This is a genomic window from Streptomyces sp. WMMB303, assembly GCF_029351045.1.
GTDB lineage: Bacteria > Actinomycetota > Actinomycetes > Streptomycetales > Streptomycetaceae > Streptomyces.
In genome coordinates this window covers 1,891,698-1,904,056 of sequence record NZ_JARKIN010000001.1, presented here as the reverse complement: position 1 = coordinate 1,904,056, position 12,359 = coordinate 1,891,698, and the positions used below count along the sequence as shown (strand labels likewise).

Below are 12,359 nucleotides of genomic sequence, written 5' to 3'. Positions count from 1 at the left end.
CTGCACCGTGGGGGTATGAGCGGGGAACACGCGGCACCGGCGCCCCGCGGGGTGCTGCTGCCGATCGGGGCGCTCCTGCTCGGGATGCTGCTGGCAGCCCTCGACCAGACGATCGTGGCGACGGCCCTGCCCACCATCGTCAGCGACCTCGGCGGCATGGACCACCTCTCCTGGGTGGTGACCGCCTATCTGCTGGCGGTGACGGCTGCCACCCCGCTGTGGGGCAAGCTCGGCGACCAGTACGGGCGCAAGCGCCTCTTCCAGGCCGCGATCGTGATCTTCCTGGTGGGCTCCGCGCTGTGCGGGGCGGCGCAGAACATGCCGCAGCTCATCGGCTACCGCGCGGTGCAGGGCCTGGGCGGCGGGGGGCTGATCACCCTGTCCATGGCGATCGTCGGCGATCTGGTGCCGCCCCGGGAGCGGGGCCGCTACCAGGGCCTGTTCGGCGCGGTGTTCGGAGCCACCAGCGTGCTCGGACCGCTGCTGGGCGGCTTCTTCACCCAGCACCTCGACTGGCGCTGGGTCTTCTACGTCAACCTGCCGATCGGCGCCGTCGCGATGGCGGTCATCGCGCTCGCACTGCACATCCCGGTGCGCTCCGAGCGGCACCGGATCGACTACCTCGGCACCTTCCTGATCGCGTCCGCCGCCACCTGCGTCGTGCTCGTCACCTCGCTGGGCGGCACCACCTGGCCGTGGGACTCCGGGCAGGTCTACGGGCTGGCGGTGCTCGCGGTGCTCCTGCTGGGCTGCTTCGTGCCGGTCGAGCGGAGGGCGGCGGAGCCGGTCCTGCCGCCGGGCATCTTCACCGTGCGCAACTTCACCCTGTGTGCGGCGATCAGCTTCGTCGTCGGGTTCGCCATGTTCGGCGCGATGACCTATCTGCCCACCTTCCTCCAGGTGGTGCACGGGATCACGCCCACCATGTCGGGCGTGCACATGCTGCCCATGGTGCTGGGGCTGCTGTTCTCCTCCACTCTCTCCGGGCAGCTGATCACCCGCACCGGGCACTGGAAGGTCTTCCCGGTGCTGGGCACCGCGGTGACCACGGTCGGGCTGCTCCTGCTGCACCGGATGACCCCGGACAGCTCGCAGTGGGAGATGGGCGGCTACTTCGCCGTCTTCGGCCTCGGCCTCGGCCTGGTGCTCCAGGTGCTGGTACTGGTCGCGCAGAACGCCGTGGGGTACGCGGACCTGGGCGTGGCCACCTCGGGCATCACCTTCTTCCGCTCGGTGGGCGCCGCCGTCGGAGTGGCGGTCTTCGGCGCGCTGTTCGCCTCCCGATTGGGCGGCGAGCTCTCCGCGGCGCTGCGTGGCAGGGCCCTGCCCGCCGGGATCAGCCCCGACACCCTGCGGCGCGACCCGCAGTCGATCGGCCGGTTGTCGCCCGGCGCCCGGCGCGGGGTGCTGGACGCCTACTCCGCCTCCATCACGGATGTGTTCCTCTACTCCGCGCCGCTGGCGGCGCTCGCGTTCGCGCTGACCTGGCTGCTGCGCCAGCAGCGGCTGCGCCGCAGTGTGCAGGTGCCGGACGAGAGCGAGACGCTGGGCGCCTGCCCGGTCGAGCGCAGTTCGGTGGACGAGGTCACCCGCGCCCTCTCGCGGCTCAGCACCATCGAGGGCCGGCGCGGCCTGTACGCGGAGATCGCCCGCAGTGCCGGACTCGATCTGGCTCCCGCCGCCGTGTGGATGCTGCTGCGCGTCCACTACGACGGTCCCGTCGAGCCCGCGCTGCTGGAGGACTCCGGGGCGGTGCCGCCGCACGTGGTCGCCGAGGGGGCGCGGGAGTTGGAGGGGTGCGGGCTGGCGACGCGGGCCGGCCTGGAGCTGGTGGCCACACCGCGCGGCGAGCAGGCGGCACGGGCCCTCGCGGACGCCCGTCAGCAGGAGTTGGCCGACCTGCTGGGGGACTGGTGGACGCCCGACCGCCCCACGGACCTGACGGAACTGGTGCGCGAACTGACCGCGGAGAGCGGCCGGTCGCAGCCGCCCCGGCCGGGGTGAGGCCCGGCCGGGTGACCGCGCGCGTCGCGACATCGGCCGACTCGTCCGCCGTGGGACCTTTCCCGCACTGTCGGCTTTTCCTGTGTGCTTGACCGTGACCGACCCGGACCGCGTATCGTCCAGCGTTGGACAGTTACTGGCGATTCGGGCACGGCGGCCGTGAACCGGACGGCGTGCTGGTGCCGGGGGAGGGGAGCGGGATGGCGGGGGACGGACGATGTCCCGGGTGCGGCCGGAGCGCGGCGGAGTGCACGTCCGCCGACCGGGCCGGCTGCGGCGGCGGAGCCGGGCAGGACGGCGGCCCGGAGGCCCGGGAGCCGGTCCCGGGCACCGCCCGGGAGCCCGCGTCCGCCGACCCGTTGCACATCCGCCCCTATGTGCGCCTGCTGGGGAACGACCCGGTGCGGACCTCGGGTGAGGAAGTACCGGGCGAGGGCCGGGAGAGCGCTCCGGCCGATGCGCCGGAGAGCTCCGGTCCGCCGCCGGTGCCGGACGCCCGTGTACCGCTGCCCGGCCTCGCTCCGCCCGCAGCCCGGGACGCGGGGGAGGATTCGCGGCAGACGGCCGGGCTCCCGGACGCAGCAGGACCGGACGGAAAGGGGCCGGACCCCGCAGGACCGGACGGCCGGGGGCCCGACGCCACGGGCCTCGGCCGCGCGGAGCGCCCCGCGGCCGGGGGGACGGCTTCCGTACGGCACCGCCGGATGGCCGAGCGTCGCAGACCCAGCACCGCGGTGTTCGCCGGGGTCGGGGTGGCCGCCGTGCTCGGTGGCGGTCTGCTGACCACCCAGTTGCTGACCGACGACGGCAGCCGTGCCGCGGACGGCCGCGCGCTGCGCCACATGCCGACCGGAGCGCCCGACGAGGGCCCGCGCTCCGTCACCCCGTCCGCGACCCCGACGACGCCGCAGCGCGAACGCCCCGAGCCGGCTCCTTCCCGGTCGAGCGCCCCGGCGACCCCGCGCGCCGACCGTGACAGCGGCAAGCACACGGCGAGCCCGTCGCCCTCCGGGGGCGGCCGGGAAGAGGCGTCGGAGCCCCCGGGCCGGTCCGGGGGACGGGAGCGGGTACGTCCGCGCCCGGAGCATCCGGAGCGCCCCTCGGGGAAGACGCTGCGCCCCGGCGACTCCGGCGTCGCGGTCGTCGAGCTCCAGCGCAGGCTGAAGCAGGCCGGCTACTACGACCTGCGGGCCGAGGAGGACGGCGTCTATTCCTCGCGCGTCCAGGAGGCCGTCTTCCGGTACCAGGCGCACTACCGGCTGTGGGACGACACCCCTGGTGTGTACGGTCCCGCGACCCGCCGCCATCTGGAGGCCCGGACGTCGGGGTGAGCCGGGGCCGCGTCCGGGCTGGCCCGGGACCGCCCCCGCTTTGTATGATGAGGAAACAAATGGTTCCGCCCGTGCCCCTCACCTGACGGAAGGGGCGTCCCTGACCGGCGGGCGGGCCATCTGTCCTTCCCGTCCATGCGCGAGCCCTGCGCGCCGACCGCGATCCCGGGAGCCTTTCGCATGCCCGCACCACAGCTCACCGTCCGCGCGCTGCTGCTCGACATGGACGGCACGCTCGTCGACTCCGACGCCGTCGTCACCCGGGTCTGGCGCGGCTGGGCCGCCGAACAGGGACTCGACCCCGACCACGTCATGTCCGTCGCGCACGGCCGCCAGGGCCACCTGACGATGGCCACCCTGCTGCCGGACCGCCCCATGGAGCAGAACCGCGCGGAGAACCGCGTCCTGCTGGCCCGGGAGACCGCCGACACCGAGGGGATCGTCCCCGTACCCGGCGCCCCCGCCTTCCTGGCGGCGCTCCGGGGCCTGCCGCACGCCCTGGTGACCTCCGCGACGGCCGAGCTGGCCGCGGCCCGGATGGCGGCCGCCGGGCTGGCCATGCCCGCGGTCCGGGTCACCGCCACCGACGTCGGCGCCGGCAAGCCCGACCCCGAGGGCTTCCTCAAGGGCGCCGCCGAACTGGGCTTCCCGCCGCACGAATGCGTCGCCTTCGAGGACTCGGGCGCGGGCGTCGCCGCGGGCCTGGCCGCCGGGATGCCGGTCGTCGGCGTCGGCCCGCGCGCCGCCGAGCACGGCCCCACGGTGCACGTCGCCGACCTGGACCAGGTGCGCGCCACCCGCCTTCAGGACGGGCGGGTGCGCCTCACCTTCGAGGGCTGAGTCACTTCTTCGGCGGCGCCTGCTGCACGACCTCGAAGGACCAGGTCTCCGAGCCGGTCGCCGCGGGCTTCGGCCGCTCGGCGCCCCCGTCGCCGGACCCCGGGCCCTCCGCGCCGCCGTCGTCACCCTTCGCCCGCTGGTGGGCCTCCTTCATGGGACCGTTCATCCACGCCTGGAAGGACTCCTCGTCCCGCCACCGGGTGTAGACGAGGTAGCGGTCGCTTCCCTCCAACGGGCGCAGCAGCTCGAACCACTCGAATCCGTCCGCGCCCTCCACGAAGCCCTTGCGCGCGGCGAACCGCTGCTCCAGCACCTCCCGCTGGTCGGCCGGTACGGTCAGCGCGTTGATCTTGACGATGCTCATGGGCCCATCCTGCCGCACCGCCTCGTGTCGGCTCGCCGCCCGGGGCCCGGCCCGGCGCCCGGGGCCGCCGCGCCCCGGTGCCCGGTCCCGCAACGACGCCCCGCCCCGCAAGGGGCCTGTCCGGAGCCTGCCCGCCGCATGTCCGTTCACGACGAAGCCCCGGTGACGCCTGTCTGTCAGGCCGCTGGGGCTTCTGTCGCTGTCCGCGCTGACCGCCTACCGGCCGGAGGTGTCCGCCGGGGGGTGTCCGCGTCACCGTCCGCCCGGCCGGTCAGTCCGGCCAGGCCCGCCTCCCCCCGGGCCTCACGTTCCCGGGCCGGTCGGCAGCGGGGACACTCGCACGGCGGGTACGCCTGGGTCTCCAGCGGGTACGTCATCGGATCGCCCCTTCGCTGTCCAGGCCCGGCAGCCGCTCTCCGCGAAGGTCGGCAACCCTGGCGGCCTCCTCCACGGCACTGGCCAGATACCACACGGCCAGGCGCAATTCCGCTGGACTGACACTGTCGTCCTCGGCCAGGGAACGGGCGCGCTGCACGTCCACGCGGGCCATGGTCAGGATCTTGGCCTCCGTCGCGTCGGCAAGTCGGGTGATCTCCCCGTGCCCGCCCTCGGGTACGTACGCGGGCTTGCCCTCGGGCCCGTCCCAGGGCAGGCGCCGTAGTGTGCTCATGTCGACTCCTTCGCAGTCGGCCGGCCCCGGGACGTTCGCCGCGTCGCCGGGGCGCCTACGTGAGCCAGCCTCCCCTTTTTCGCTGATGACAGATGGTGATTGCGCGGTGACTGGGTACCCTGTCACCATGACGGGCGGGGATTTCGGTCAGACCGTGCGTGCCGCGCTGAAGGCTCGGGGCATGTCGATTCGCGCAGCCGCCCGGGAGCTGGTCTACGACCATGCGTACCTGTCGCGTGTCCTGGCCGGGAAGCAACTCCCGTCGCCACAACTGGCAGAGGCCCTGGACAGGCTCCTGGATGCTGGCGGGGAACTGGTGAGCCTGGCCGCCAGTCTGGCGGAGGACAGCGGGGAGCGCGTCGCGCACGCCATCGCTCACCCGACCCGCATCGACGGCAGGGCCGTGGAGGCCCTTGGGGACGTCCTGGCGGTCCAGCGAAGGCTTGACGACACCCTGGGCCCCTCCCCGCTCATCGGGCCCGTGGAGGCCCAGACGGCCACGCTTCTGGGCCTGTTGAAGGAGTCCCGGGGCCCGTACCGTGCCGCTCTGGCCGAAGTCGCTGCGGAGTCGGTCCAGTTCACGGGGTGGCTGTACGCCTCCACGCGCCAGGACGCGAAGGCCGTGAAGCGGCTAACCGAAGCGGAGGCCCTTGCCGACGAAGTGGGCTCCGGTGCGCTGGCGGCCCAGGCCCTGAACTTCCGGGGGTACATCGCGCGTCAGCAAGGCAACCCCCGTGGCATGGTTCGCTGGTTCTCCGCCGCGTACTACACGCCGGGCGCCAGCGCTCCCCAGCGCATGGGGGACGCCGCCCAAGTGGCCCAGGGCCTGGGTGAGTTGGGTCAGACGGACGCCGCGCGGCGGCTCCTGGACGAAGCCATGGGCCTGTCCGACGCCGCCCAGGACCAGCCGCCGGGTACGGCGTACTGGCTGACTCCGAACTTCCAGCGGCTGAACCTGGGCCTGGCGAACCTGGGCCTGAAGGCGTACGTGGACGCTGCCGACCACATAAGGGCCGGACTGGCGGGCCTGCCTGCCGACCAGCAAAGGGCGCCGTGGACGAAGGAGCACCGCGACGCTCTGGTCAAGGCAGAGGCTCGCTGCTGACGGTTCCTGCCGGTCGGCCCGGCCGCCGTGCCTGCCCTGGACCTGGAGTGTGGCCCGGGAGACTGCTCATGTGCGTAGCGTGACAGCGTTTTTGATCCTGCCGATGCTCATGGGCCCATCCTGCCGCACCGCCTCGTGCCGGCTCGCCGCCCGGGGCCCGGCCCGGCGCCCGGGGCGGCCGCGCCCCGGTGCCCGACCCCGCAACGACGCGCCGTCCCCTGCGCGGACTGGCCCGGTGCGGACGCCCCGCGCGCCTGCCGGTCCCCGGGACGGCTCCTCCCGTCCATGCGGCCGGGCGCGCGGAGATGTCAGGTAGCGAGTAGGTTTCTCGCGTCTGAACCTGAGGGCTCGCCCTCGGGGGGTGGAGCGGATCCGGGTGTCCGCGGGGGAACGCGGACGGAACACCGGCGGACAGGACGGAGACGGCGGGGCGTGGCGGCGGAAACGGTGGCGAACGGCGAGGGGCCGGACCGGGGCGGCGAACGGCACCTGCCCGGGGGCGGGCCGTTGCGGAGACTTCCCGGGCCGTGGGGGCGGCTGGGATCCCGCGCGGGGATGCTGCTGGCGGGGCTGTGGCTGCTGGCGCTGGCGCTGGCCGTCCGGCAGGCGGCCGCCGTGCTGCGGCTTCCCCGGGACGAACGCCTCGTCGACCTGTTCGCCTGGACCGGCGACAACGGTGTGCTGCGGGTGCACGGTTCGCTCTACGACGGGGACGCGGCGTTCACCGGGACGCCGTTCGCGGGTCTGGCGCTCAAGCCGCTCACCCGGGCCGCCGAGCAGGGGCTCGGCGTGGTCTGGACGTTCGGCACGCTGCTGCTGGTCGCTGCCGTCGGCGCCGTGGCGGTCCGGGCACTGCCCGGACCGGTCGCGCGGCGCACCGCGCTCTTCGCGCTCCCGGCCGCACTGAGTCTGCTGGTGCTCTCCATCCCGGTGCGCAACACCTTCCACCTCGGGCAGACCAGCATCCTTCCGGTGCTGCTGGTGCTGGTCGGCTGGCTGGCGGGCGGCGCGGACCGGCATCGGGAGCAGCGCGGCGCGGTGGGCGGGCCGTTCGCCGGCCCCCGCGGGCAGGCTGCGGTGGCGCTCGCCGGGAAGGCGCAGGGTGTACTGATCGGGGTGGCCGGTGCGCTGCAGCCCGCCACCCTGCTCTTCGTCCCGCTGCTGTGGCTCACCGGGCGACGCAGGGCCGCCGTCTCGGCCGCCGGGACCTTCGTGATCTGCACCCTGGCCGCCTGGGCCGCCATGCCGGACGACTCCTGGACCTACTGGGTACACCATGTCGCGGGGGTCGGCTTGGGCGACGCGGCGGACGCGACCGCCAACCAGTCGCTGCACGGGGCGCTGCTGCGCGCCGGAGTGCACGGGGCGCCGGAGGTGGCGCTGCTGGCGGTGCTGGTACCCGCCGTCGGATGGCTGGCGCTGCGCCGGGCGGTGCGGTACGCGCGGGACGGGCAGCTCCTGCTCGCCGCCGCTGTGGTGGGCTGCGCCGCCGTGGCCGCCTCCCCGACCGCCTGGCAGCACCAGCAGCTGTGGGTGCTGCTGGCGATCGTGGGGCGCGTCGGCCGGCGCACCGGGGACCGGCTGGTGTGGCCGGTCTTCGTGGTGATGGTGATGACGCTGGACGGCAGCGCGCTCGTCCCCAAGATCGCTGCCTTCGGCATGCTCGGCGAGAACGCGGTGCTGCTGGCGGCCCTGCTGGCCTCCTGCGTCGTGCCGTTCCTGCTGCGGGAGGCCCCGGCCTGGGCCGCGCCGCAGCCCTCGGGCCCGCTCAGCCGCCCCAACCTGATGCTGGAGCTGCTGCTCATCCGGGTCGGCTACTGGGCCTACTCCTATGTGCGCGGACACGCGCCCGACTCGCGTTCCCTCGCCGAGGGGCACGGCCACCAGATCCTGACCGCCGAGCGGTTCCTGCACCTCGATGTCGAGCACGGCCTCAACAAGCTGGCCGCGCGCACGGAATGGCTGCGGGAGGCCGGGGACACCTATTACACGACGTTCCACTTCCTGGTGCCGATCGTCCTGCTGGGCTTTCTGTACGTGCGCCGCGTGCCGCAGTACCGCGCGGCGCGTACGGCGCTGAGCTTCGCCACCCTGCTGGGGCTGGCGGGCTTCTGGCTGTACCCGCTGGCACCGCCGCGGCTGATGCCGGGGCTGGGCTACATCGACACGGCGCACGGCCCGCAGGATCTGTCCGACCCGGACTTCGGCGCGCTCACCCAGCTCTCCAACCAGTACGCGGCGATGCCCTCGCTGCACGTGGGCTGGTCGCTGTGGTGTGCGATCGTCGTCTTCCTGCTCACCCGGAACCGCTGGCTGCCGGCGCTGGGCGCGCTCTATCCGCTGCTGACCACCTTCGTGGTGATGGCGACCGCCAACCACTATCTGCTCGACGCGGTGGGCGGGGTCGCCGTGGTGGCGGCGGGCTTCTACGGCCAGCGCCGGCTCGCCCGGATGCGGGGCGCGGGGAAGCCGACCGGGGACCGGGCCGCCGGCGCGTGCGCCGACGACCCCGGCCGGGGCACTGCCGAGGGCGGCCGGGGCGACGGGCCGCCCGGCACACGGAGCGGCCCCGGAGCCCTGCCGGACGGCCCGGACGCGGTCAGCGGTGCAGCTTCAGCCCCTTCACCGCCCGGTCCACCGAGTTCCGCGGACCGTGGAGTGCCAGCCCGGCGAGACTGAGCTTCTCCGCCTCGACGGCCCGCACAGCCGCGCGGTTGTCCGCGTCGTTGCCGGTGGCGAACATCTCGTCGGTGTAGACGGCGATCGCCAGCCCGCGGGAGAGCGCGCGCCGGTGGGCCGCGGCGAGCCCTTCCCGGTCGGCGGCGAAGCACAGCACGGGCTGGCGGAGCAGCGGCAGGTAGCGGTTGCCGGAGCCGTCCTCGTAGGGCTCGCCGGTCATCTCGTCGGAGACGCGGGCGATCCCGCTGGCCAGGAAGGCGGTCACGTTGAGCTTCTGCCAGTCCGCGAGGTCCGGGCGGACCAGCACGGCGGCCTTGGTGTCGAAACGCATGCGCCCACTCTGGGTGCGTCCGGTCCCGGCCGTCTTGAACGCGGGTGCGGCGGCGGCGCGACGGCCCGGCAGCCGGACTGGCAGACTGTGACCTGGGGGAACGTGCCGCGAGACGGGATGTACAGGAGGGCCGCGGTATGGGTGAGGGTTTCGGGCCCGCGGGTGCGGCGCCCGGCGACTGGGTGCGCTACTGGCGGGCGCCGGACCAGCCGCTGGAGGCCATGCGGGCCCACTTCACCGGCCATGTCTTCCACCGGCACAGCCACGACGCGTACTCCTTCGCGGTGACCGAGACCGGAGCCCAGCGGTTCCGCTGTCGCGGCGGGGACCACACCAGTGGCGAGGGCATGGTGATGGCCTTCAATCCCGACGATCCGCACGACGGCGAGTCGGCGGCACCGGCCGGCTTCACCTACCGCATCGTCCACCTGGGGCCCGATCTGGTGCGCTCCGTCCTCACCGACGCCGTCGGCCGGGACGCTCCGATGCCGCTGTTCCCGGAGCCGGTGCGCACCGACCGGGTACTGCGGACGGCGCTGCTGCGGCTGCACGCCGCCCTGGCGGGCGGACCCGCCGCGAGCGCGCTGGTGCGCGAGGAGCGGCTCACCGAGACGGTGGTCGCGATGGTGCGCCGCAGTGCGCGCACCCCGGCTCGTACGGCCGTCCCGCGGGTCGGTTCGGCGGCGGTGCGCCGCGCCCGGGAGCTGCTGGCGGAGCGCTGGGACCGGGAGGTTCCGGCGGAGCTGCTGGCGCGGTCGGCCGGTTGCAGCAGGTTCGCCCTCTACCGGGCCTTCCGGGCGGAGTCGGGGATGCCGCCCAGCGACTTCCAGCGGCAACTGCGGCTCCGGGGCGCTCGCCGGATGCTCTCGGAGGGTGCCACCGCTGCCGAGGCCGCCGCGGTCTGCGGGTTCGCGGACCAGGCGCATCTGCACCGCTGGTTCGTCCGCTGCTACGGCGTCACTCCGGGCGTCTACGCGCGGGCCGGGAGTGTGCCGGGGGCCGCTCGGCGGTAGCCGGGCCCGCAGCTTCTCGCGGCCGCTCCGGAGGCCGCGGGGAAACCGCTGCGCGGCCGGCTACCGGGCCGGGTCCGCCGCGGGTGCCGGGGTGGCCGCCATCCGCAGCAGGGTCTCCGCGGCGGAGCGCGCGTGCTGTGCCGGGGCCGGGGAGTCGGTGATGGAGGCGTTGCTCATCGCGCCGTCCAGCAGCACGGCCAACTGCGAGGCGAGCCACTCCGGTTCCGCCGCTCCGGTCTCGTGCGCCAGGCCCCGCAGGTAGCCGCGGACGGCGCCCTTGTGCTCGCGCACCGCGTCGACCACGCCTTGGGAGTCGGCGCCCAGTTCGCCGAAGGCGTTGATGAACGCGCAGCCGTGGAAGTCCGGCCCGTCCACCCAGTCGTAGAGCCAGTCGAAGACCGCCAGTACCCGCTCCTCCGGGTCGGTGTGCCGGGAGACCCGCTCCTCCAGCGCGTTCCTGGCCCACCTGTCCCGGCGGCGCAGATACGCCTCCACCAGGGCGCCCTTGGACGGGAAGCACTTGTAGATCTTCTTCAGCGAGACACCGCTGGCGTCCCGGACGCGGTCCATGCCCACGGTCTGCACGCCGTGCGCGTAGAAGAGCGCATCCGCCGCGCTGAGGATGCGCGCCTCGGTCGTGGCGTCGCTGTCCATACTCCCCGTTCTCCCCACGTCTTGAGAACCGCCGTTCTCTACGATACTGTCTTGCCCGGTCGGAGAACGAGCGTTCTCCGACCGGCAACGGGGAGAAACGGGGGACCCGAGCGTGGTCGAGCACCCGCCGCGGTACGCGGCGCGCTCGGGTGAGCCGGCGGGGACCGGACCGGATGCGGTCCCGGTCGTCGTCGGCACGGACACCACGGTGCCGCCGACCGGGCCGAGTGCCCTGCGCAGCCCGCCGCCAAGGCGCCGGCCGGGAAGCGGCGCGCTGCGGGGCCGCCCTGCGCGCGGGCCGCGCCCGCGCGCACCCCTCCCGGCACGGAAACCGGTTCCGGCGCTCCCTCGCCGACCGCACCGGACGTCCCGGACCGCGGTCGCGGGCCGGACGCCGGGAGCAGAGCCGCGAGCCTCCGCAGACCGCGGGCTCGCCCTGAGACCCGTGTTCCTGCCCGTCGGGGTCGGGCGGGAACACGGGACCTCACTCCGCCGATGATCCCCCGGAACCCGGCGGCGGCGCGGAGGCCGCGCCGCCCCTCCGCTCGCCCGGGTCCGGCTCCGGACCCGGCTCCGCGAACACCGGTGCCGCGTCGAAGGCGGCACGCCGGGTGGCCCGGCGCAGCGCCCGCAGCACGGTGCCGCCCAGGGTCAGGGTGAGCATCACGGTCAGCAGCGCCCGGGGCACGTCCCAGCCGAGCGAGGTGGCCAGCACGTAGGCCCCGTACCGGGCAAGGTTCTCCGGCAGGGGGTCACCGGGCACGAACGAGATGCCCGAGCCGAGGCCCGCGATGTAGGGCCAGCCCTGCAGGTTCATGATCAACCCGTAGAGCAGTGCCGACACTGCTCCGTAGCCCGCGAGCAGAACCCGCTCCCGGCCGCCCCGCAGCGTCGCCGGGCCGGGCAGCAGCCCGGCGCCCATGGAGACCCAGCCCATCGTGAGCATCTGGAAGGGCATCCAGGGGCCCACCCCGCCCGTCAGCAGCGCCCCGGCGAACATCGAGACGGCACCCAGCACGAACCCGAAGCCCGGCCCCAGCACCCGGCCGGAGAGCACCATCAGGAAGAACATCGGCTCCAGGCCCGCCGTGCCCGCCCCCAGCGGCCGCAGCGCGGCACCGGCCGCCGCCAGCACGCCCAGCATCGCCACGGCCTTGGCGTCCAGCCCGGTCTCGGAGACGGTCGCCACGGCGACCGCCAGCAGCAGCGGGAGCAGCGCCGCGAACAGCCAGGGGGCGTCCCGTGAGTGCGCCAGCCCGGACGCCCGGTCGGCCAGCAGGGGCCAGGTAAAGGCCGCCACACCGGTGGCGCTGGTGAGCACGAGTGCGGTCACCGACCGCGGGCCCAGTCGCACCGCGCGCACGGCCC

At 74.5% G+C, this 12,359-nt stretch carries 11 protein-coding genes; 6 read left to right on the top strand and 5 right to left on the bottom strand.

Annotation, left to right across the window (positions count from 1 at the left end):
- Positions 1-15: 15 nt before the first annotated feature.
- The 3 genes from P2424_RS08595 (at position 16) to P2424_RS08585 (ending at position 4,175) form a co-directional block, all read left to right on the top strand.
- Positions 16-2,004 carry an MDR family MFS transporter gene (locus P2424_RS08595; RefSeq protein ID WP_276475185.1) on the top strand — a complete coding sequence of 663 codons (1,989 nt, stop codon included), beginning with the start codon at positions 16-18 and terminating at the stop codon, positions 2,002-2,004.
- A 125-nt stretch (positions 2,005-2,129) separates the two neighbouring features.
- Positions 2,130-3,335 (top strand): peptidoglycan-binding protein, encoded by a 1,206-nt coding sequence (locus tag P2424_RS08590; protein ID WP_276475184.1) that lies wholly within the window; start codon positions 2,130-2,132, stop codon positions 3,333-3,335.
- Between the two features lie 180 nt (positions 3,336-3,515).
- The gene (locus tag P2424_RS08585) at positions 3,516-4,175 is read left to right on the top strand and encodes an HAD-IA family hydrolase (RefSeq protein ID WP_276475183.1); all 660 of its coding nucleotides are present in this window, start codon (positions 3,516-3,518) and stop codon (positions 4,173-4,175) included.
- Position 4,176: 1 nt separating this feature from the next.
- Here the strand turns inward: P2424_RS08585 and P2424_RS08580 are convergent, their stop codons facing one another.
- The gene (locus P2424_RS08580; RefSeq protein ID WP_276475182.1) at positions 4,177-4,539 is read right to left on the bottom strand and encodes an antibiotic biosynthesis monooxygenase; all 363 of its coding nucleotides are present in this window, start codon (positions 4,537-4,539) and stop codon (positions 4,177-4,179) included.
- Between the two features lie 373 nt (positions 4,540-4,912).
- Positions 4,913-5,209, bottom strand: coding sequence for a hypothetical protein (locus P2424_RS08575; protein WP_276475181.1), 297 nt, complete (start codon positions 5,207-5,209; stop codon positions 4,913-4,915).
- An 85-nt stretch (positions 5,210-5,294) separates the two neighbouring features.
- On the opposite strand from P2424_RS08575, the gene P2424_RS08570 reads away from it, so the two are divergent.
- Positions 5,295-6,314, top strand: a complete 1,020-nt coding sequence (locus P2424_RS08570) for a helix-turn-helix transcriptional regulator (protein WP_276475180.1) — start codon at positions 5,295-5,297, stop codon at positions 6,312-6,314.
- 555 nt (positions 6,315-6,869) lie between these two features.
- Positions 6,870-8,993: a bifunctional glycosyltransferase 87/phosphatase PAP2 family protein gene (locus P2424_RS08565; protein WP_276478884.1), complete on the top strand. Its 2,124-nt coding sequence runs from the start codon at positions 6,870-6,872 to the stop codon at positions 8,991-8,993.
- On the opposite strand, the gene P2424_RS08560 is transcribed toward P2424_RS08565, so the two are convergent.
- Positions 8,914-9,324, bottom strand: coding sequence for a DUF2000 domain-containing protein (locus tag P2424_RS08560; RefSeq protein ID WP_276475179.1), 411 nt, complete (start codon positions 9,322-9,324; stop codon positions 8,914-8,916). The two genes, P2424_RS08565 and P2424_RS08560, sit on opposite strands and share 80 nt — an antisense overlap.
- A gap of 137 nt (positions 9,325-9,461) precedes the next feature.
- Between P2424_RS08560 and P2424_RS08555 the strand changes: the two genes are divergently transcribed.
- Entirely contained in the window at positions 9,462-10,337 is an 876-nt protein-coding gene (locus P2424_RS08555) for an AraC family transcriptional regulator (protein ID WP_276475178.1), read from the top strand.
- 60 nt (positions 10,338-10,397) lie between these two features.
- Here P2424_RS08555 and P2424_RS08550 read toward each other — a convergent pair whose 3' ends face one another.
- Positions 10,398-10,991, bottom strand: coding sequence for a TetR/AcrR family transcriptional regulator (locus P2424_RS08550; RefSeq protein ID WP_276475177.1), 594 nt, complete (start codon positions 10,989-10,991; stop codon positions 10,398-10,400).
- Positions 10,992-11,475: 484 nt separating this feature from the next.
- Positions 11,476-12,354 (bottom strand): ECF transporter S component, encoded by an 879-nt coding sequence (locus P2424_RS08545; protein WP_276478883.1) that lies wholly within the window; start codon positions 12,352-12,354, stop codon positions 11,476-11,478.
- Between the last annotated feature and the right edge of the window lie 5 nt (positions 12,355-12,359).